This window comes from Streptococcus oralis (genome assembly GCF_003943395.1).
Taxonomy (GTDB): Bacteria; Bacillota; Bacilli; order Lactobacillales; family Streptococcaceae; genus Streptococcus; species Streptococcus oralis_BF.
In genome coordinates this window covers 200,637-220,983 of record NZ_RJPJ01000003.1, presented here as the reverse complement: position 1 = coordinate 220,983, position 20,347 = coordinate 200,637, and the positions used below count along the sequence as shown (strand labels likewise).

General features: G+C 38.2%; 19 protein-coding genes and 1 tRNA gene. 2 read left to right on the top strand and 18 right to left on the bottom strand.

What is annotated here, in order from left to right:
* The 13 genes from D8802_RS03865 to D8802_RS03795 form a co-directional block, all read right to left on the bottom strand.
* On the bottom strand, positions 1-384 hold a 384-nt coding region (locus tag D8802_RS03865; protein ID WP_142999275.1), incomplete at its 3' end, for a hypothetical protein.
* 11 nt (positions 385-395) lie between these two features.
* Positions 396-656, bottom strand: coding sequence for a helix-turn-helix domain-containing protein (locus D8802_RS03860; protein ID WP_125394849.1), 261 nt, complete (start codon positions 654-656; stop codon positions 396-398).
* Positions 657-945: 289 nt separating this feature from the next.
* Complete coding sequence (locus tag D8802_RS03855) at positions 946-1,827, bottom strand: class II fructose-bisphosphate aldolase (RefSeq protein WP_001018995.1); 882 nt, start codon at positions 1,825-1,827, stop codon at positions 946-948.
* A gap of 112 nt (positions 1,828-1,939) precedes the next feature.
* Positions 1,940-3,295: a sensor histidine kinase VncS gene (gene vncS / locus D8802_RS03850; protein ID WP_125394848.1), complete on the bottom strand. Its 1,356-nt coding sequence runs from the start codon at positions 3,293-3,295 to the stop codon at positions 1,940-1,942.
* On the bottom strand, positions 3,292-3,948 hold the full coding sequence (gene vncR, locus D8802_RS03845; RefSeq protein ID WP_000697942.1) for a response regulator transcription factor VncR: 657 nt from the start codon (positions 3,946-3,948) through the stop codon (positions 3,292-3,294). Before vncR ends, vncS begins: the two co-directional genes overlap by 4 nt.
* Positions 3,949-4,196: 248 nt before the next feature.
* Positions 4,197-5,576, bottom strand: a complete 1,380-nt coding sequence (vex3, locus tag D8802_RS03835; RefSeq protein WP_125394847.1) for an ABC transporter permease subunit Vex3 — start codon at positions 5,574-5,576, stop codon at positions 4,197-4,199.
* Between the two features lie 55 nt (positions 5,577-5,631).
* The gene (gene vex2, locus D8802_RS03830) at positions 5,632-6,279 is read right to left on the bottom strand and encodes an ABC transporter ATP-binding subunit Vex2 (protein WP_000173738.1); all 648 of its coding nucleotides are present in this window, start codon (positions 6,277-6,279) and stop codon (positions 5,632-5,634) included.
* 12 nt (positions 6,280-6,291) lie between these two features.
* Positions 6,292-7,569 (bottom strand): ABC transporter permease, encoded by a 1,278-nt coding sequence (locus D8802_RS03825; RefSeq protein ID WP_125394846.1) that lies wholly within the window; start codon positions 7,567-7,569, stop codon positions 6,292-6,294.
* A 266-nt stretch (positions 7,570-7,835) separates the two neighbouring features.
* A tRNA-Leu gene (locus D8802_RS03820) sits at positions 7,836-7,921 on the bottom strand.
* Positions 7,922-8,001: 80 nt separating this feature from the next.
* Positions 8,002-8,577, bottom strand: a complete 576-nt coding sequence (locus tag D8802_RS03815) for a cysteine hydrolase family protein (protein WP_125394845.1) — start codon at positions 8,575-8,577, stop codon at positions 8,002-8,004.
* The gene (codY, locus tag D8802_RS03810; protein WP_125394844.1) at positions 8,577-9,365 is read right to left on the bottom strand and encodes a GTP-sensing pleiotropic transcriptional regulator CodY; all 789 of its coding nucleotides are present in this window, start codon (positions 9,363-9,365) and stop codon (positions 8,577-8,579) included. The genes D8802_RS03815 and codY overlap by 1 nt, the downstream gene beginning before the upstream one ends.
* Before the next feature lie 275 nt (positions 9,366-9,640).
* Positions 9,641-11,194 carry a degradosome RNA helicase CshA gene (cshA, locus tag D8802_RS03800; protein ID WP_125394843.1) on the bottom strand — a complete coding sequence of 518 codons (1,554 nt, stop codon included), beginning with the start codon at positions 11,192-11,194 and terminating at the stop codon, positions 9,641-9,643.
* 197 nt (positions 11,195-11,391) lie between these two features.
* Positions 11,392-12,618, bottom strand: coding sequence for an L-lactate MFS transporter (locus D8802_RS03795; protein ID WP_125394842.1), 1,227 nt, complete (start codon positions 12,616-12,618; stop codon positions 11,392-11,394).
* Positions 12,619-12,810: 192 nt separating this feature from the next.
* On the opposite strand from D8802_RS03795, the gene D8802_RS03790 reads away from it, so the two are divergent.
* Positions 12,811-14,127 carry an FAD-containing oxidoreductase gene (locus D8802_RS03790; RefSeq protein WP_125394841.1) on the top strand — a complete coding sequence of 439 codons (1,317 nt, stop codon included), beginning with the start codon at positions 12,811-12,813 and terminating at the stop codon, positions 14,125-14,127.
* Between the two features lie 244 nt (positions 14,128-14,371).
* Complete coding sequence (locus D8802_RS03785) at positions 14,372-14,662, top strand: DUF6900 domain-containing protein (protein ID WP_125394840.1); 291 nt, start codon at positions 14,372-14,374, stop codon at positions 14,660-14,662.
* Between the two features lie 604 nt (positions 14,663-15,266).
* Here D8802_RS03785 and D8802_RS10125 read toward each other — a convergent pair.
* The 5 genes from D8802_RS10125 to D8802_RS03760 all read right to left on the bottom strand — a co-directional run bounded on the left by D8802_RS10125 (position 15,267) and on the right by D8802_RS03760 (position 20,347).
* Positions 15,267-15,590, bottom strand: coding sequence for a hypothetical protein (locus D8802_RS10125; protein ID WP_125394839.1), 324 nt, complete (start codon positions 15,588-15,590; stop codon positions 15,267-15,269).
* Positions 15,591-15,776: 186 nt separating this feature from the next.
* On the bottom strand, positions 15,777-16,154 hold the full coding sequence (locus D8802_RS03775; protein ID WP_125394838.1) for a hypothetical protein: 378 nt from the start codon (positions 16,152-16,154) through the stop codon (positions 15,777-15,779).
* Positions 16,155-17,105: 951 nt separating this feature from the next.
* Positions 17,106-18,182 carry a UvrD-helicase domain-containing protein gene (locus D8802_RS03770; protein ID WP_125394837.1) on the bottom strand — a complete coding sequence of 359 codons (1,077 nt, stop codon included), beginning with the start codon at positions 18,180-18,182 and terminating at the stop codon, positions 17,106-17,108.
* Positions 18,167-19,717 (bottom strand): ATP-dependent nuclease, encoded by a 1,551-nt coding sequence (locus D8802_RS03765; RefSeq protein WP_125394836.1) that lies wholly within the window; start codon positions 19,715-19,717, stop codon positions 18,167-18,169. The genes D8802_RS03770 and D8802_RS03765 overlap by 16 nt, the downstream gene beginning before the upstream one ends.
* Positions 19,718-20,167: 450 nt before the next feature.
* The gene (locus D8802_RS03760; RefSeq protein WP_125394835.1) at positions 20,168-20,347 is read right to left on the bottom strand and encodes a hypothetical protein; all 180 of its coding nucleotides are present in this window, start codon (positions 20,345-20,347) and stop codon (positions 20,168-20,170) included.

The window sequence follows — 20,347 nt, the reverse complement described above, 5'->3', positions numbered from 1 at the left end:
GTGGTACTCTGACCGTTCCTTATTGAGTTTATTTAAATTTCTACTTAAATATATCTCCGAAATAAAACGTTTTAATTCTTTTTTTCTTAAACTTTTATTATTAAATTCAAAACAATCTTGAATACCATCCCATTCCTTTCCAATTCTATTGTAAAAAGCACATAAAAGAAACATACTCACAAGGTTAGCTTTAGCTGAAACAGATTCCTCCTTATCAATTAGTTCCATATAAATATAACTTGTTTTATCATAATAGAAATCAAATTCCTCTTGATTATCTCCTCTAATCATACAGTTTTTTAAATTCTTTTGACACTCAATTGCCTCAACTAACTTTAAATTTGATTTCTCAGACTCTAAGAGTATAACAGGAAATAAATTCATAAATAATTTTATTAATTCATCGTCACTATTAACATTACAAAATATTTTATAAAAGAAAACTCGGAAGTTAAATCATCATTCATTAATTGATCAATTGTAACTCCATATCTATTCGAGATTCTATGTAAATTTTCTGACGAAGGAACATTATCACCACTTTCCCAATTTGCAACAGCACTCTTACTATTTAAATCTAGTGCATAAGCTAAATCTTCTTGAGTTTCACCCATGCTTAATCTTAAACTTTTAATATTATTTGCCAATTTATTCATTTTATATCACCTACATACTATACTGGAATAAAACAAAGTTTTCAAAATAATGAATTATAGAATATTCTATACTATGTAATTAAAATCAATGATGCCAGAATATTTTTATATTCTAACTAAATATAAAATTGAATTCAATTAATAATACTCATACTATTATTTTATCATAAATTAAAAAATTTCTTAGAATCACATTGAATTCTACCTCCTAAACTTGAAAAATAATTTATTTTCTCCACACAAAAAAACCCACCCGATGGGCAGGTTTCATCTGTATTGTTCAGCTAGATTATGCTTTACCTTCTGAACCGAATACGTCGATACGTTCTTCAACTGATGCTTGGATAGCTTTTACACCGTCAGCCAAGAATTTACGTGGGTCGAAGAGTTTCTTCTTGTCGTATTCTGCTTCGTTTGCTTCGTAGTCACGAGCAAATTTACGAGTTGCGTTAGCGAATGCGATTTGGCATTCAGTGTTAACGTTAACTTTCGCAACACCAAGTTTGATAGCTGCTTGGATTTGGTCATCAGGAATACCTGAACCACCGTGCAATACGATTGGGAAGCCTGGAAGAGCTTCTGTCAATTTCTTCAAGTGGTCAAGGTCAAGACCTTCCCAGTTTGCTGGGTAAGGACCGTGGATGTTACCGATACCAGCTGCCAAGAAGTCAATACCAGTTGCAACCATTGCTTTAGCGTCTTCGATTGGAGCCAATTCACCTTTACCGATGATACCGTCTTCTTCACCACCGATAGTACCAACTTCAGCTTCTACTGAGATACCTTTAGCGTGTGCTTTTTCAACAACGTCTTTAGCCAATTTAAGGTTTTCTTCAACTGGAAGGTGTGAACCGTCAAACATGATTGAAGTGTAACCAACTTCGATACACTCAAGTGCATCTTCGTAGTGACCGTGGTCAAGGTGGATAGCTACTGGTACAGTGATACCCATTGACTCAACAAGGTTAGCGATCAAGTTGCGAGCAACTTTATAACCACCCATGTATTTAGCAGCACCCATTGAAGTTTGGATCAAAACTGGAGCTTTTTTAGCTTCTGCTGCACGCAAGATAGCTTGAGTCCACTCAAGGTTGTTTGTGTTAAATCCACCAACTGCATAACCGTTGTCACGAGCTGCTTGGACAAATTTTTCTGCTGAAACGATTGCCATTTGTCAGGCCTCCTATATATTTTTTGGGACATCCCATTTACATTGTTCATTTTATCACTTTTTGACAAAAAAAGCTAGTTTTTCCCATACTTTAGATTGAATTTCTTCCAACTCAATCAATGTAAACCCTTTCTTTATCTTGGTTTTGTGCGACTTTAGGATAACGCATGAAGAAGGTCAAACGATCATCTTGCATCTCAAAATGATAAGGTAATTTCTCATGTTCTAGTAAACTTTTGACCACAAAGAGACCCATTCCTGAACCCTTGGCCTTGCGACTAGCATTGCCAGAAAAAGACTGGGCTAGTTTTTCTTGTTCTTCAGGACTACAGCTATTCTCGATAAAGAGTTCCCCTTCTCTTTCTCCGATTCGAACCAAGCCGCCTAGAGTGGAGTGCTTGATGGCATTGCTGATGAGATTAGATAGGATCAGTTTCATCACAGATGGATTTATGTAAGCCTGCTGATGGGTCAAGCAATTCTCTATCCGAAGCTCTCTTTCCTTAGCGAGTAGAGCATAATCCTCTATCAAGTCTTGTGTCATTTGGAGCAGGTCAATTTTTTCCCTATCATCTCTTAATTCCTGCACAGACGAGAGAGAGAGTATCTGGAGAACGTGGTGATTGAGCTCATCCACAATTCCCAAGGCAACTCCCAGATAGTGGTCTCTATCCTTGTAACGACCAATATTTTCCTTCATATTTTCGATTAGGATTTTGAGACTAGCCAGAGGTGTTTTCAATTCATGAGAAGCACCTCGTAAGAACTCAACCTTCATCTTCTCCAGCTGGAGAATGGCTTCATTCTTCTCATGCAAGTCCGCAATGACTGTCAAAAGGTGCTGGTAGAGGCTATTGATCTGTTCCTTAAGATCACCAATCTCATCCTTGGAATCCACACGTAATCGCACTTGGGCATCTAGCTCCATCATCCGACGGGTCACCCGCTTGATTTCCAAAATAGGGGCAACAATAGTCCGAGCGTAGATGTAGGCCACCAAGAGGGAAATCAGAAAGGACGCCAGCAAGGTATAGGGGAGAAATTGAAGACTAATCTGCTCTGCTTCCTTTTGCAAGTCCATCGAAGCTAGAAACTGAAGAGTCATGGTAGCACCGTCTTGCGTTTTTACCTCGCGTTCCTCAATGAAGAGTGAAGTTGTCTGGCGAGCTGTATCTAGTGGAAAATTATCATTAACCTCTAACTTGTCCTCAGTCATCTCACCCTTAACGAACCCTTTGATATCACTAGTCTGGGAATACAAGTCCAACACTTGCTCGATACTCTGCCTATCTTTTCCGTCCAGGGACTGAGCAATGGCTGTCGCTTTCTGGCCAATGGTTTCCTGACGATGGCTCAGATAAGTAGAGGGAAAGAGAAAATAAATGGCTAAATGAAGACAAATAACCAGAACACTAAAAATCGAGAAGGTATAGATAAAAATCTTTGTAAATAAACCTGTTCGTTTCATTTTCTCTCCAATTTATAACCAACATTGCGCACAGTGAGGATACAATCCAAGTCTAGCTTTTTCCGCAGTTCCTTGATATAGACATCAATGACACGGTCAAAGGGAACCTCATCTGTCGCCTTCCAGACAGCATCGATAATCTGAGAACGAGTCAAGGCCCGTCCTTCATTTTTCACCAGATAGTCCAAAATTTCTAACTCCTTAGCATTGATAGCCACTTCTTGACCTGCGAGGCTTGCACTGTAACTCTCAAAGTCCACCTTGGTATCCTTATAGGAGAAGACTCGTCCTGTATCGTAGTAGCGCTTGAAAATCGCGTCTACCCTCACTTTTAAGAGGGAGAGGGAGAAGGGTTTTTCCAGATAGCCATCCGCCAGAGAGGCAAAGGCGCTCATCTTATATTCCTCATCCTGAAAGGCTGTCAGCATCAAGACAGGAACCTGACTGGTCTTACGAATCTCCGCTAGGACTTCTAGGCCATTAAGCTTGGGCATCTGGATATCCAGTAGTACTAGAGCAACTTCATAGCTGGAAAATTTTTCCAGAGCTTCTTGACCGTCCGCTGCCTCAATTGTTTCATAACCACAATCCGTCAAATAGTCACTGATCCCCTCACGAATCATCTCTTCATCTTCTACAATTAAAATTTTCATAGAAAAAACGTTTCACATTCCTTTAAATTTCTTGTAAATCATCTCTGTTTCATCCTGATAGGAAGAGTCCTTATACTCAATGAAAATCAAAGAGCAAACTAGGAAGCTAGCCGCAGGCTGTACTTGAGTACGGCAAGGTGAAGCTGACGTGGTTTGAATTTGATTTTCGAAGAGTATTATCAAGATGAAATAGATAAAAATGCTACCTATATTATACCCCATTTAGGGGAGAATAGGTAGCAAGTTTTTTATTCGCTATCGAGCAAGAGCTCTTTTGGTTGTTTTCTGAGGAGATTGCTTGAAGCAAGCGCCATAACAAGAACCACTAGAACCAAAGCAAGGACAAAGACGATGATAAAGTCTGATGTCTGAATGGAAATGTCTAGGCTCGACAAGGTCTTGCTAAAGCCGTCTACTTCTGCTCCACCACCAAGATTAGAGGCTTGAGCAGCCTTGCTGGCTTGCTTGGCAACACCTGAAGTGACATTGGCAAGAACAGTATTTCCGATTGCTCGAGCTGGGTAGTTGGCTAGGAAGTAAGCCGAAACGAGAGCAGGGATGGCGATCAGGATAGATTCGGTGATGAATTGCCCCAAGATACTTGCCTGCTTGAGACCGATAGAGAGGAGAATCCCCACTTCCTTGCGGCGGGCGTTGATCCAAAGACTAAGCAAGAGTGCAAGGAGAAGAACTGAGAAGCTCAAGCTACCCCAGAAGAGGAGGTTGGCCATCTTGTACATACCAGAGATGGATTGCTCAAGAGCTGGGTAGTTAGAGGAGCTCTTCACAAGTGTGTAGCTCTTCCAGTTGATACCACTGATACCATTCAACTCTTTCATGACGTCATCCAAGTTCTTGTCTGCTGTTACAAAGAAGGTTGCGTCCCCATAAATAGCTGTGTCTTCTGTGTATCCATAAAGTTTTGCAGCAGTGTGAATGTCTGTGATAGCTGTATTTTCATAGAGCTCTTGTGAGTAGGTTACTGCTGACTTATTGTGACCATCAAAGAGCCCCTTGATTGTCACTTCAACTGTTTCCTTGGCTCCTTTTTCATTGTCTGCATCGTAGATATTGGAGTCTAGTTTGACCTTATCTCCGACTTTCCAACCGTGTTTAGCTGCCAAGTCCTTGTGCATGAGGATCTTGTTTTTGTCGTCGTTGGTTAGGTGCTCACCTTCAACCAGCTTATATGAGCCAGAGACAAACTTGTCTTCTTTAGAGGAGTCATTGACACCTGTAATCATCAAGCTGCTTCCAAACCGTTTGGCACGGTCTGCAGTGAGATTTTTCTTGGTTTCTGGCGTTTCAATCAGGTCGTATCCAGTCAAATCTCCGATAGCGTTGATACGTTTAACATAAGACTCGATGGCCTTGTTTTCGGTGATTTTTTTGATATCCTCACCCTTGATATTCCCAGCACCACGAGGCGTTCCTTGATTGACGCGACGATTGATTTGCATGGAGAAGCTATTGGTGATATTTTTAAAAGTCTCCTGAGAAGCCTTGGCAGTAGCTCCCTTGATCGACAAGCCGACCAAACTCAAGCTCGCCATGAGGAGAATAATCAGGAAGATAACAATCGATTTGAAAAACTTCCTTGTAACATAGGCAAATGCGTTGTGTAACATAGGTTTCCTTTCTAGATTTGATTCGTTTTTATCATTCTATCAAAACAAGCTCATCTTATTTTGTAGTATTGCGAGTTTCAGTTAGTTTCTTATTCTTCAATTCAAGTGTAATATCTGATGCTTGTGCCACTTCTTTACTGTGGGTGACGACGATCACACATTTACCTGTTTTCTGGGCAAGTGATTTGAGCAGTTCGATAATATCTCCAGCAGTTTTAGGGTCCAGATTTCCTGTTGGCTCATCAGCTAGAATAACTGGAGCTTCTGATACCAAACTGCGAGCGATGGCTACACGTTGTTGTTGACCACCTGATAACTGGAGAACATTCCGCTTGATCTGACTTTCATCCAAACCAAGCTCAAGAAGTGTATCCTTGCTTGCTTTTTTGTTGACCAAGCGGATATTTTCCAGTGGAGAAAGGTAATCAATCAAATTATAATTTTGAAAGACCAGAGAAATATGGTGCATGCGATGGTAAGAATACCCCTTATTCCGAATGTCCTCTCCTTGGAAAAGGATAGAACCTTCAACAGGACTATCTAGACCAGCCAGTAGGGACAAGAGAGTGGATTTCCCAGCTCCTGACTCACCAATGATACTATAAAATTTTCCGGGTTCAAAATTATACTTGATCTGATATAAAACTGCTTCAGCAGTGTTCTTATAACGGTAGGTAACATCTTGCAATTGTAATAAAGTCATGATTTCTCCTTCTTAACTAATAGATGATAAAATTTCTTTCGGCGATTTTCTAAATAAGAATACGAAACAAAGGGCTACAGACAAGCAACTAATTAGGAGCAGAAAAACATAGGATTCTGCAAAGGATAGGAGACTGGTTGATAGACCACTTGCTTTGGCCAGCGTGTCCTGTAAGCTTGCCTGATCTCCACTGGCTAGTACAGTTTGGAGTAGATAGGATGTGATGGCATTTCCAGCGATAAAGGATGGAAGCAAAGCTCCAAGTGATACCAAAACTACCTCTAAACAGAACTGGAGGAAGATCGAACTCTTGCCTTTTCCAAGCGCCAGAAGAATCCCCACTTCGTAGACCCTTTCTCTCAACCAGAGAGACAAGACCAAAATTAAGGCTCCAGCTCCAGCTATCAACATCCCATAAAGGAAGATGGTTAGGAAGGTTTGGAAGGTTGCTACTGAGTCTTTGATTTGTTCAAAGGCCTTGTTTTCCTTTTCGACTTGATATCCTTGATTTTCCAAGGCCAAATTTTCCACCTGCTTCATGAGTCCGTCCATTTCCTTAGGATTTTCTACATAGAAGCGTGCTGCACTGACTTGAGGTTCACTGTTTCCCAAAAGGGTTTGGCTACTTTCATAGTCTGTAAAGACCTGGTTTTCACTGAAGTCAGAAGACAAGCCTGTGAATTTTTCTTGTTTTTTACCAGAAAAGATTCCGACAATCTCAAACTCAACTGTTTGTCCTTTTCCAGCTTCAGACTGACCAGCGTCCAAGTGAATCTTGTCATGAAGCGAAAGAGAGTTCTTCTTAGCCAACTCTTCGTGAATAAGGATTTTCTTGGAATCTCCTTTTTGAAGGTGTCGCCCTTCTTTTAGATTGAAAGCCGAGCTAGTAAAGGTTACATCCTTGGATGAATCCTCAAGAGCTGTTAAGCTGACCAAGTTCTTATCTGCAGCTGACAAATCATCTCGCTCCACGCTCTGCTCACCACTCACTGCTTCCTTGTCTTTCAGTTTTGCGACCGTCTCGAGTTCAGGAGAAACATTTTCCAGTCCCTTAATCTTGCTCACGGATGCTAGGTCTGACAACTTGAAAGTCTGACCATTCTCTATCTTTTTGATAGAAAAAGATGTATTGAGTGATTTGTAAAGATTGCTTTCCACTGTTTTGTTGGACTTCATCAGAGTCAAACAGGCTGAAATTCCTGCTAAAAGGACAAATAAAATCAGAAATAAAATAAAACTTCTCAGTCGTTTTCTGCTGACATAAGCCCAAGCTCTTTGGATTGGATTCATTTGTCACCTCCATATTTGTAAGACTATTATAAAATCCAAATATGAAATGTTTATGAAATTGAAAAAATTTTTTGATTTATTTTTTGAAAAAATAAAGAAAGCTAGCAACTGCCAACTTTCTTCATATAGAACACGTTTTACCAATCAAAAACCGACTCCATGCCATAAATGATAGTTCTTGATACCAAGCTCTTCCGATAGTCGAACTGTAGCTCTAGCCTTCTTTGGAAAACAAAAAGAGCTAGCCAAAGCTAACTCTTATCCTATGCGGAGAGAGGGACTTGAACCCTCACGACCTAAAGCGGTCACAGGATCCTTAGTCCTGCGCGTCTGCCAATTCCGCCATCCCCGCGTCGATTACTTTACTAGTATATCAACTTTCAAAATCTTTGTCAACACTTTTTTCAGATTTTTTTCATTTTTCCAAGGGAATCATTCTTTAATTTCATCAAGATTTTCATCCAACAATTTGGCTCCCAGAGTATTCTTAAAATGTCCAAGAGCAAACTGATGATTTTCTGGCCAGATGGAAGTAACCGCAGGCTTGACAACCTCGATTTGATAACCTAAATTATAAGCATCAATAGCCGTATGGAGAACACAAATATCTGTCAAAACACCAGTTAAGATGACTGTATCAACTCGACGTTCTCGCAAGCGGATATCTAGGTCCGTACCTGAAAATGCTGAATAGTGACGCTTGTCCATCCAAAAGACACGACTATCCGCCTCATGCTCAGCATAAAAGTCAGCTAGGGGGCCATAAAGGTTACGCCCACTAGTTCCGATGATGTTGTGTGGTGGAAAGAGCTTGCTTTCTGGGTGGAATGTATCCTTCTCCTCATGAGCATCAATGGTAAAAAAGACATAATCCCCACGTTCAAAAGCCAGTCTGGTTACGCGATTGATTGCTTCTGATATGGCTTGAGCAGGCGCTCCAGCAGTTAGCTTTCCATGGTCTGCTACGAAATCCTCTGTATAGTCAATTGAGATTAAAGCATTTGCCATTAGTAGTCCCTCTTTTTCACTTCCTCAAAGATATCTGAAATCAATACTTTGAGATAGGTTCCCTTCATTCCTAGTGAACGGCTTTCAATAATTCCTGCCGACTCTAGCTTACGGAGAGCATTGACGATCACTGAGCGCGTAATACCGATACGATCTGCAATAACTGATGCAGTCAGCTGCCCTTCATTTCCATCCAACTCAGCTAAAATAGCTGAAACAGCACGAAGTTCTGAGTAAGAGAGGGTATTAACCGCCATAGTAACAGCCGTACGACGGCGAATATTTTTCTCGTCTTCTTCACGTTGGAAGTTCAAGAGTTGAATCCCCACAACCGTGCTCGCAATCTCAACAAGAATCAAATCCTCATCTTCAAATTTCTTGTCATTACGCCAAATAATCAAGGAACCTAGGCGAATCCCTGATACATGAATGGGAGCAATGGTTGTCAAACCATCTGGAAAATCCGCACGGCTCTCTACTGGGAAAATGGTCAAATCATGTTCAACAGGAAGATTGGCTTCTGTATCATAGATCATGTTTGCCCCTTGTACATAGTCATCTGGGAACGTCTTGGTTTGGAAAAACTGCTCTACACGGTCTGTATTAGTTTTATAGCGCATAAAGTAGCCCAAGAGACGACCCTTGCTATTGACAATGCAGGCATTGCAATCAATAATGTCTGCTAGTTGACGTGTAATGGCATTGTAGGGAAGTTCATCCTGCATTTGCTCTTCTGAGCGTTTTAAAATTGATGTAATTTTTCTTGTTTTTTCTAATAAATGTGCCATTTTTTACCTCGCATATAATCGCTTCCATTATAACATAGAAAAGTCTTTATTTCAATAATTATCTGAAAATTGCTTATTGAGTTGCAATTTTTAAAAGCAAAAATATTTTAGAAAAATAGCAATTTTTTATTGACATTCTGTTTGGATTTTTATATAATAATATTATAAGAAGATGGATTAAAGTTCCCCTTCCCATCTCACCTTTACTTTTATACATCTTCTTTTACTATCGGTCTCCTTATATAAAAAAGCGATTCATTTTGAACCGCTTTTTCCTATTTATCTCCCTTGTTACGAATAACAAAGCCTGTTTTCTTTTCGCTTGAAGTGTTGCGAGGTTTTTTATTATCCTTACGGTAACGTTTTTCCTTATCATAACGATCGTTTCCACGACTACCTTTCTTGAAGTCATCACGGCGACCACCACGACGGTTATCACCTCGACGATTGTCGCGTCCACGATTACTTCCAGAACGTCCGTTTCCAGATGGTTTAAATGGCAGTGGTTTTTCACGCGCAATCTCCACTTCAGGAAGGCTATCTGGATCTTGGACTGTCAGACTCAAGATATACATAGCCAGTTCTTCTGGACTAAATTCGGCAACTAACTTACGAGCATCTTTAGCAAATTTCTCAAAGTTCCCACGAATGGCTTCGTCTGCGAAGTCTCGTTCGATTTTCTTGAGAGCTACTTGTTTCTTAGCTTGGAAGGCTTCTTCAGCTGTCGCTGGTTTCAAGCCTTTCATGCGTTTCTTAGTCAAGTTTTCGATGATTTGAAGGTAGCCCATTTCATTTGGTGCTACAAAAGTAATAGACTGACCTGACTTACCAGCACGACCTGTACGACCGATACGGTGAACATAACTTTCAGGATCTTGTGGAATATCGTAGTTGTAGACATGGGTTACACCTGAAATATCCAAACCACGTGCTGCCACGTCAGTCGCAACTAGAACATCAAGATTGCCATTTTTAAAATCCCGAAGGACACGAAGACGTTTGTTTTGGTCCAGGTCTCCATGAATTCCTTCTGCACGGAAGCCACGGATTTTAAGTCCACGAGTCAATTCATCCACACGGCGTTTGGTACGACCAAATACAATAGCAAGCTCTGGTTGTTCCACATCCATGAGACGGGTCATGGTATCAAATTTTTCTTGTTCCTTAACACGGATATAGTATTGGTCAACCAATTCTGTTGTCAATTCCTTGGCAGCAATCTTGACATGCTCAGGATCTTTCATAAATTGAACACCAATACGTTTGATAGCATCTGGCATGGTTGCTGAAAAGAGCAAGGTTTGACGATTTTCAGGGACACGGGAAATGATGGCTTCGATGTCTTCAAGGAAGCCCATGTTGAGCATTTCATCCGCTTCGTCAAGGATGAGGGTTTCAATGTCTTGTAATTTCAAGGCCTTGCGTTTAATCAAGTCCAAGAGACGACCTGGTGTTCCTACCACGATGTGGGCACCTGATTTAAGAGCTTTGATTTGTTTTTCAATGCTGGAACCACCGTAAACTGAGCGAACTTTCACTCCTTTGCTACGTCCAAAGCGGAACAGTTCCTCTTGACTTTGGACAGCGAGTTCACGAGTTGGAGCGATGACCAAGGCTTGGATGGTCGCTTCTTCTGTACGGATTTTTTCAAGGGTTGGCAAGCCAAAGGCTGCAGTCTTCCCTGTACCAGTCTGAGCTTGACCGATAACGTCTTTTCCTTCGAGAGCCAAGGGAATGGTCTGTTCTTGGATGGGACTGGCTTCTACAAATCCAGCTTTTTCAATCTCTGCTAGCAATTCAGCAGACAAGTTAAATTCATTAAATTTCACGTTATTCTTCTTTCTAAAGGTGGTGCGAAGCCACCCTATAGGGCGTAGTTTATACTTTTCTTTTCATGACGTATTTTCATATACTGGATACAAAATCGTGTTGCCTCTTTCCCACAAAAGAAAAGTACTGTTTTCTTTGCAACCTATCTAGTATAACACAAGACCAGAACAAAAGATAGCCTAATTTCTCTAGAAAATCATGTAAGCGGTTTTTGACTCTCCTTTTTGATTGAACGACCTAGATAATAAGACAAAGCCAAGGCTATACTATATAAAATAAGAAAAACGAACAAGGTTTGTGTATAAGAATGAGCTATTTTATAAGTCTCTGCTAATAAAATAGGTCCTGCTAAACCAGCCATTGCCCAAGCTGTTAAAATATATCCATGCAGAGCAGCCAATTCCTTGGTTCCAAAAATATCACTGAGATAAGCTGGAATCAAAGAAAAACCAGCTCCATAGCAAGTCATCAAAATAGACATAGCGACTACAAATAAAACGGAATTTGTAAAGAGCCAAAGTGAGAGCGAGAAGAAAAGATTGACAAGCAGTAATATACTAAAGGTTAGAGGACGACCGATATAGTCAGATAAACTCGCCCAGAGCAAGCGACTAAATCCATTGAAAATCCCTAAAACGCCCACCATTACTGCTGCATGACTTGTAGACAAGCCAGCCATCTCCTGTGCCATTGGCGATGCTGCTGAAATCAAACCTAAACCACAAGCTATGTTGATAAAGAAAATAATCCAAAGTATATAAAACCGATTGCTTTTCAGAGCCTGGTTCGCAGCCATTCCTTGCGTCAAAGAGGCTGTTTTTTCTTTCCCTGAAACAGATAAAATTGCAAGCTCTTGCTCATTTGGACGCTTAATAAATTGTGAAGCTAGGAGCATGATAATAAAGTAACTTGCACCTAAAATATAAAAAGTTTCTACAAGCCCTACCCCTGCGATGAGATGTTGCGCTATGGGACTAGTCAATAAAGAAGCAAAACCAAACCCCATGATCGCTAAACCTGTCGCGAGACCACGTTTATCAGGAAACCATTTTATAATCGTTGACACAGGGGTAATATAGCCTGCTCCCAAACCAAGTCCACCTAAAATGCCATAAGCTAGATACAACAACCACAGTTCCTGACGGTCTATTGCAAATCCTGTTAAGATATTCCCACCTGCGTATAGAAAAGCAGATAAACTCCCCATGACTCTCGGACCAAATTTTTCTACCAAACGTCCCATAAATGCAGCCGATAAGCCCAAACAAAAGATTGCTAGACTAAAGGCGAAGGCAACAGAAGCCTGATCCCATCCCGTTTTTTCCATAATAGGGTTGCGATAAACACTCCAGGCATAAGTGGATCCCAACATTAAATGTAAAATGACTCCAGAAAAGGCAATAATATAACGATTCGATTTCATAAAACCTCCTAATTTCGAACATTTATTCCATTTTATATAAAAATAGATAGGATTTTAGTTTATCAAGATTGTTAAAAAATTACTAGTTTTTTATCTAGAAAGCGTTTTTATTGTTTTCTGTCTTTTCCGTAGCAGAATTGTGCAAAAGTTTTTTTCTTGTGCTAGAATGAAACCAAATAGGAGGAACTAAAAATGTTAACTTATGATTTAATCGTTATCGGATTTGGTAAAGCTGGGAAAACACTAGCTGGTAAATTAGCTTCAGCTGGCAAAAAAGTTGCCCTCGTTGAACGTAGCAAAGCTATGTATGGTGGAACTTGTATCAACATCGGTTGTATTCCAACTAAGACTTTGCTAGTTGCTGCTGAGAAAGATTTGTCTTTTGAAGAAGTCATTGCTACCAAAAATACCATCACTGGTCGCCTCAATGGCAAAAACTACGCTACTGTTGCGGGTACAGGCGTGGATATCTTTGATGCGGAAGCTCACTTCCTTTCAAATAAAGTCATCGAAATCCAGGCTGGTGATGAAAAACAAGAACTCACCGCTGAAACAATCGTCATCAACACTGGTGCTGTTTCAAACGTCTTGCCAATCCCCGGACTTGCTACCAGCAAAAACATCTTTGACTCAACAGGTATCCAAAATTTGGACAAATTGCCTGAAAAGCTTGGTGTCCTTGGTGGCGGTAATATTGGTCTTGAATTTGCTGGTCTTTACAACAAACTTGGCAGTAAGGTCACAGTCCTAGATGCCTTGGATACTTTCCTACCTCGTGCAGAACCTTCCATCGCAGCTCTTGCTAAACAATACATGGAAGAAGACGGTATTGAATTACTTCAAAACATCCGTACTACTGAAATCAAAAACGACGGTGACCAAGTTCTCGTCGTAACTGAAAAGGAAACTTACCGTTTCGATGCCCTTCTCTATGCAACTGGACGTAAACCAAACGTCGAACCACTTCAACTTGAGAATACCGATATTGAACTAACTGAACGTGGTGCTATCAAGGTCGACAAACACTGTCAAACAAACGTTCCTGGTGTCTTTGCAGTTGGGGACGTCAACGGTGGACCTCAATTTACCTACATCTCACTTGATGACTTTCGTGTTGTCTACAGCTACCTTGCTGGAGATGGCAGCTACACACTTGAAGACCGTCTCAATGTGCCAAACACTATGTTCATCACACCTGCACTTTCACAAGTTGGTTTGACTGAAAGCCAAGCAGCTGAATTGAAACTTCCATACGCTGTGAAGGAAATCCCTGTTGCAGCAATGCCTCGTGGTCACGTAAATGGCGACTTTCGCGGAGCTTTCAAAGCGGTTGTCAATACTGAAACAAAAGAAATTCTCGGTGCAAGTATCTTCTCAGAAGGTTCTCAAGAAATCATCAACATCATCACTGTTGCGATGGACAACAAGATTCCTTACACTTACTTCACAAAACAGATCTTCACTCACCCAACCTTGGCTGAGAACTTGAACGACTTGTTTGCGATTTAAGTTGAGACTGTTTTGTTAGCTAACAGCCCTCGTCGGGCTGTTTTTGTTTCTGCGAAATCTCAAATCTGTCTTTTCCCTCTTTTATGATATAATGTCCACACCTCACTCAGCAGTCCAACAACTAACCAACTCTAACCACTTAACCCCAGCGATTTTAAGTCGTTGGGGTTTTCGTGAAAAAGTGCTTGACTCTTTCCTTACGGAGAGCTATGATGGACACACCAATAAAGCAAAGGAGATTTCTATGGAAAAATTCACTAACAGAAATATTCAAAATAATAAACTTGAACAAGAGCAATTCTCGCTTCAAGACCGCATTCAAAATATCCACAATTTTGAAAACGAAGACACCACCCGAGACCAAGAAATTGCTATAGTAGCCAGCATGATTGGCAGAATCCCTACGCTGGAACGCCAAAATTCAGACAGCCAAGATTTTCACGATATTTCGGTCTGGACGCTTCAAGAAATGCTTCGTGTGAGTTACGAGTTGGGCAAACTGTCGCAAGAAGCTCCAGTACCCACCGAGCTTTAAATTGGTAACAAAGCAAAACTAAAAGCCTTCGAAAATTTTGACTACTATTGGAGAGATATGATTCAGCCAAATTTCAAAATTTTCTTCCACCCAAACTCCTCCAAATTGAAACAGTTCACCTTACAACTTTCGAAGAATTACACTGTTATACGGTGGAGGATATGTTTTTAATCCTCGTTTTCGAAGTGAAAATCTCCATCACGGACGAAGATTCTTGGGTTTATACTTGCCGTTTTCTTAATTCTGAGTGTGCCGAAGAATATTATACTACTTGTTGCAAAACGGAAGATTTGGAAGAATTTGCCGTTTAGAATTGCAAATTACAGGAAGAAAAGGTCGAAGTTTTAAACATTGAACTACAAAGCCAAGTTTAATTTTAGTTATTTTAATGCTTTTTTCAACAAAACTGTTGACACAATTACTTAAAGTCTGTATAATAGATTAAGTTATCTCAAGTAGCTATAAAATATATGCTTTTGAGATAAAGAAAATCCCAACGATATTCGTACTACCGTTGGGGAGAAGATTTCTTATTTTTAGTTATCAGCCTTATAGTTAACCAACAAGAGAACGATAAGACTGATTTGCATTAGCTTCACCACTATTAGTGGTGATTTTTTCTTTTATTTGGTGAAGCTTTATTCCTAGGTTTAGTATAGTTATTACCCTTTCTAAGCCAAGTGGCCATCAGCTCTTTTGAATTTCTGGTTCTTCTGTTAGAATTGATAACCAAGAATGCAAAGCAACAAATAATTAGTGAAATAACGACTATCACTACACTTATCACAGTAAGATTTTCGAACGGTATTTTTAATATATGAACAGAGACTACGCTACCAATACCACCAGCACCTGCTGCAGTCAACATTGATTTTATCTTTTTATCTGTCCCATCCTCACTTTCATTAAAAATGTGTTGGTTAGACAAAACAAGAAATCTTCGGTGTTACTAATATAACGATATCCTTACACTTTGTCAATAGTAGTGTATTATTTATAACTGTTTTTAATTTTTCTGACATTTTTACACTGTATTATAAAATTTTCTATATATTTTCAATTCGAAACAAACGCCCCAGTCGCAAAACTGGGGCAATTTTGTTGTAATTTTAGGTTAACAAATCGCTTCATCGATACAAGTTACTGGCGTTACTAAAATGTATAGCAAGGTTTCGCACATCTCGCCTCTACTTTGGCAAGTGAGCAACTTTTCGATTTTCGCAATAAACTTTTCTTTGCTTTCGTTAATGGCAAAAACTGTTATTTTGCGTTTAAAAACATTAGTTTCAACATAATCGAAGGCAAAACCTTTTTCGAACACTCGTAGTTTCGTTAAAAATGTGGGCAAAGATATCGGGTCGTTAAAATAAAATCCTAATTGGTCTGATTGCCATTCAATTGGCATTTCTGGCACAACACCCCAATATGTTTGCTGGCGTATTTTGCTTTCTAATTTTTGTAGATACATTTCAGTTTCTAAATCGATATACATATCACTCCTATCTGTTAAATTTCTTTTACATGTCCATCATAACTCTCTGTAGTAATGAAGTCCAGCCTATTTTTGAGTTTAATTTACATCAGTATTTGGGCTAAAAATTAAGATTTTTTACTGGTATTTTTTGTGAAAATGTGAAGTTGTGAAAAGCTCAACTGCTGGAGATTTTCGAAAGGTAATCCATCGCAACAGAAGCAAAAAAAGGAAATAAAAAGCTTAGAATATTTTCTTGAAGATTCCTCCGCCCTCCTCTACACAGACTAATATTGTGTATAAATACAATATTAGTCGTGTGCCAAAATTGGGCAGAAACGGCGGTACTAGTGCAAAGTTAAGCAACCCGAACCGAAAGGCGAAGCGAACGCAAGAAGCTATCGATTTACCTTAAATATAGTTAAACGAAATAAAAACTGAACAATTTAATTGCGAAATTCAAACCAGTTCCTAATAATTTTTTAGAAAAGTCCGTGGACTATTCCAGATTTAATCTACTATATTTTACCTTTCTCCACTGCGTAAAAGCATTCACCCAACCAAAAAGCCCGAGTTTCATCGAGCTAAATGTGTGTGTTAGGCTTTAACGCAAAAATAACTATTCCTGTTATTTTGCAGATATAAATCATTGTTAACGATTGATACTGTATTTTCCCCCTCCTCGTAAATGCGTCTTCTCCACCTTCCAAAATATCACATACATGTTCCCTGATGTTGTATTTATACTACACCTCACCTAATCACGCTGGCTACTATAGCAATTTCTTGGTCTCGTGTGGTGTCTTCGTTTTAGAAATTGTGGATATTTCGAATGCGGTCTTGAAGCGAGAACTGCTCTTGTTCAAGTTCATTATTTTAAATATTTCTGTTGGTGAATTTTTCCATAAAATCTCCTTTGCTTTATTGGTGTATCCATGATAACTCCCTTTAACTAATAAGTCTAATCTTTTTTTAGTTAAACTTATTTTTCCACTCCCCAAATACAGTATTAGGAATAAGATAAACATCCCCTAAAGAACGAGTTAATGCGACATATAGCCTATTTCTTGACTTATTAGATAGATTAACCCAGTTTGATAAGTCACTTGTTGGCTCAGTTAATATTACACAAGTTTGAAGGTAAGTATCGCCTTTTGAATAAGACCAATTAATAGAATTATCTATCCTATTATGGTTTATTCTTTTATCCCAAACTAATTTAGGAATATTAGAATCAATCAGAATTTGATTCGCTTCAGAAGCACTGTTTAACCACCTAATTTCCCCATTGTTATCTGATAGAGATTCAATAGGAATCCTCAAATGAGTACTAATGAAATCACAAACTTTTGGAGCTACTCTCCGACTTTTTATTAGAGTATCTGTATCAATCTTAATTTTAGGAGATAATTTCTGAGATAAATCTTTAACAGAAGAGATTTCAGAAAATGGCAAATCTGAGCCTTTTCCATCCCTTCGAATTGGAGCTACTAAGCTTTGAAAAATATCCCCTACAGCCACGATGCTATTCTTAGATGATTCCAGAAGATACTTTAAAAGTTTAAAATTCCAACCGTTATAATCTTGAAATTCATCTATATAGATAGTATCACAAAAATTATTCAATCTATTGAGAGACATCTTTTTGAAATTATTATCTTGCTTTATAAAAAATTTACTCAATCTGGATACATAGAATTTACCATCTATTAAAAAATGCTTAGGGTTATCCAATTTAAAGTAACCATATTTACGAGGGTCAGTCTCTGGTTCAATATTAACTTCAACACCTTTGCTCTTTATGATTGGAAAATTAGCAATAGGCTCAAAAGGTCTAATTAACTGATTATATACAAATGAATCAAAAGTTGAAACTTTGATGTTTTCTGGAATTTTTCCTTTGAAGCGTTTTAACAATTCATTTCGAATATTTTCAACATTTTGATTGGTAAATGTAATAAGAAATACTCGTTTATCTTCAGAAAAATCATTTGCAATAAAATAAGTTTTTCCTGCACCAGCAGAAGCTAATACTATTTTTTTATCCATTGAATCGCCTCAACTAAATAATTTGGAATAGAAAGTGATTCTATATTTTTCTCAATAAACAGTGCGGTCTCAGTTTTATTTTTCAACATATGTGCACAAGCTTTGGGCATATCATCTTCCTTATATTTGGATTCAGTCTTCTTGTCTTTATATTCTTTATCAAAAGTGCTCTTATTGGAATTATAAAAAGCAACTTCGAGTGTCCAATTTTCAATATTCTCATCAGAAAAAATACTAAATAAGTCTGTATTATCGTATTGTTTATTCTTTCCATCATTATCAGTAATTACTACAACTTTTTTATTTAAGGACTCTGCAATTTTACGATACCTTTCGTAGGAAATACTCCCCATAGAAATTATCTCAATACCATCAGCCTCAATCTTACTACCTAAAACCTTTCGATAAATAGCTGGAAGAATGATATACTCCGCCGCACCTTCAACTAAAATAACCTTCTCAGCCAATATAAATCTCAAAATGTCCAAGTTATCAATTTTCGAAAAATACATTGATGTATCATCATCTAAACTCTTTAAGCTTTTTGTTTCTTTGTCTGAAAGCCATATTACATTCTTCAAGTCCAGTCTACTCACCACCAGCGAACTATGCGACACTACAATTACTTGTTCGTTAGTTCGTTGTTTCANTAGGTCAATTAATTTTCTTGTATTAGTAAAGCTTAAATGATTTTCAGGCTCATCAATAAAGATAATATCAAATATTCCATTAGATAAAGAGGTCTCAATTTTAATTAAATTTTCTTTTCCTTTCCCCATATCTTGAATTGAGATATTGTTTTCATAAATGTCAATCAGTTTAAGGAGATCGGTTTTAGTAGAATCAAATCCAATATGTTTATCATCATCAATTTTTAAATTTTCTTTTTGATTATCAATAAAACCTTGAAGTTGTCGCTTGAAGTCAGAAGCTACTTCTCGGTGTAAATTTAAGTCCACTTTAGCCTGATAAAGATTTCTGGCGTACCCACCAAACAAGTCATATTTCTGAGAAGAATTGTCCAAAAATATAGTATTTCTTGAAAGTAGCTGGCGTTTATAACTTTTTCCTTGAAAAGTGTTCCAAGAGGCACGATAATACTCTACTGGAATTATTTTGTTTTTAGCAAACTCATCAAAATTGACATTATTTAAAAAATCCATATCAAATTCATATACAAATCTAATCCCACAGTAAAACTTATCTTTTTCAGGAGTATTATAGTGAAGGCCAGAAAATTCTGATGCTATGATAGAGCCTTGAAAATCTAAAAATACTTCGATATCAATCTTAGGAAGTGTATCTTTACTTGGATTATCAAAGAAATGCTGGATATCCTCTTTATTCAAATATCTATCAAGCGATGAATCTGCACGATTGAAAACAGATTGGTTTAGAGCTATATCCAACGCTAACAATAAGCTGGATTTTCCACTTTCATTTTCTCCTACAATAACCGAAATTTCATCATTGAATTTTACTTCCAATTCTCTAAATTTTTTAAAACCTTTAATTCGAAGAGCTTTTATTATCACGATAAATTACCTCTTTTGTTTAGCTATCTATACATTTATTATACCACTTTAAAGCCTACATTTGCTTCATACCAAAAATTTTCGAAAAAAGTATTGGAAGTCTAAATTTTTTACTATTGTTCGACATCACACCTATTATATCCAAATTTATTCTTTATTAGGGACATTTTTAAACGCAGTTTTTCTTTAGATTTTGAAAAATATTGTGCAAATACAAAATAAGCCATATGTCAAAGTGGAGCTGAAAAACGCTCCACACACAGAACTCGAAAGTAATCTGAGTTCATACATCTTATGAGTGAATTAAAAGACGGTTCAAAAAATGAGCCGTCTTTTTCTATTATTCGTCAAATATATATTGGTTTTTGGGGGATTAGATACCTTAGATTTGAATAAGAGAAGATAATCTTAGTTTTATTTGGCAGTATAACTAGACCGTAACTCCTTAACTTATTTTTCTTCTTTTTCCGCCTTACGTTTTTCTTCATGCTTATCCAGACTTTTCGAAAAGAATTGCTCAGTTAAATCTGTCAGCCAATCTGCAAAACGTTCGCCTGCGAATTGAATAGCGATAAGAATTCCAATTACTACAATAAAAACCAAAATCAAGTAATTATCCAAATTGGCCAT

Bases quoted from the DNA above. Each gene is read 5' to 3' on its own strand.
- D8802_RS03855 (WP_001018995.1), bottom strand. From the start codon at position 1,827: ATGGCAATCGTTTCAGCAGAAAAATTTGTCCAAGCAGCTCGTGACAAC.
- D8802_RS03770 (WP_125394837.1), bottom strand. From the start codon at position 18,182: ATGGATAAAAAAATAGTATTAGCTTCTGCTGGTGCAGGAAAAACTTAT.
- vncR (WP_000697942.1), bottom strand. From the start codon at position 3,948: ATGAAAATTTTAATTGTAGAAGATGAAGAGATGATTCGTGAGGGGATC.
- D8802_RS03760 (WP_125394835.1), bottom strand. From the start codon at position 20,347: ATGGCCAATTTGGATAATTACTTGATTTTGGTTTTTATTGTAGTAATT.
- D8802_RS03860 (WP_125394849.1), bottom strand. From the start codon at position 656: ATGAATAAATTGGCAAATAATATTAAAAGTTTAAGATTAAGCATGGGT.
- D8802_RS03825 (WP_125394846.1), bottom strand. From the start codon at position 7,569: ATGAATCCAATCCAAAGAGCTTGGGCTTATGTCAGCAGAAAACGACTG.
- D8802_RS03785 (WP_125394840.1), top strand. From the start codon at position 14,372: ATGGAAAAATTCACTAACAGAAATATTCAAAATAATAAACTTGAACAA.
- D8802_RS03775 (WP_125394838.1), bottom strand. From the start codon at position 16,154: ATGTATATCGATTTAGAAACTGAAATGTATCTACAAAAATTAGAAAGC.
- D8802_RS03795 (WP_125394842.1), bottom strand. From the start codon at position 12,618: ATGAAATCGAATCGTTATATTATTGCCTTTTCTGGAGTCATTTTACAT.
- vncS (WP_125394848.1), bottom strand. From the start codon at position 3,295: ATGAAACGAACAGGTTTATTTACAAAGATTTTTATCTATACCTTCTCG.
- D8802_RS03790 (WP_125394841.1), top strand. From the start codon at position 12,811: ATGTTAACTTATGATTTAATCGTTATCGGATTTGGTAAAGCTGGGAAA.
- vex3 (WP_125394847.1), bottom strand. From the start codon at position 5,576: ATGTTACACAACGCATTTGCCTATGTTACAAGGAAGTTTTTCAAATCG.
- codY (WP_125394844.1), bottom strand. From the start codon at position 9,365: ATGGCACATTTATTAGAAAAAACAAGAAAAATTACATCAATTTTAAAA.
- D8802_RS03815 (WP_125394845.1), bottom strand. From the start codon at position 8,577: ATGGCAAATGCTTTAATCTCAATTGACTATACAGAGGATTTCGTAGCA.
- vex2 (WP_000173738.1), bottom strand. From the start codon at position 6,279: ATGACTTTATTACAATTGCAAGATGTTACCTACCGTTATAAGAACACT.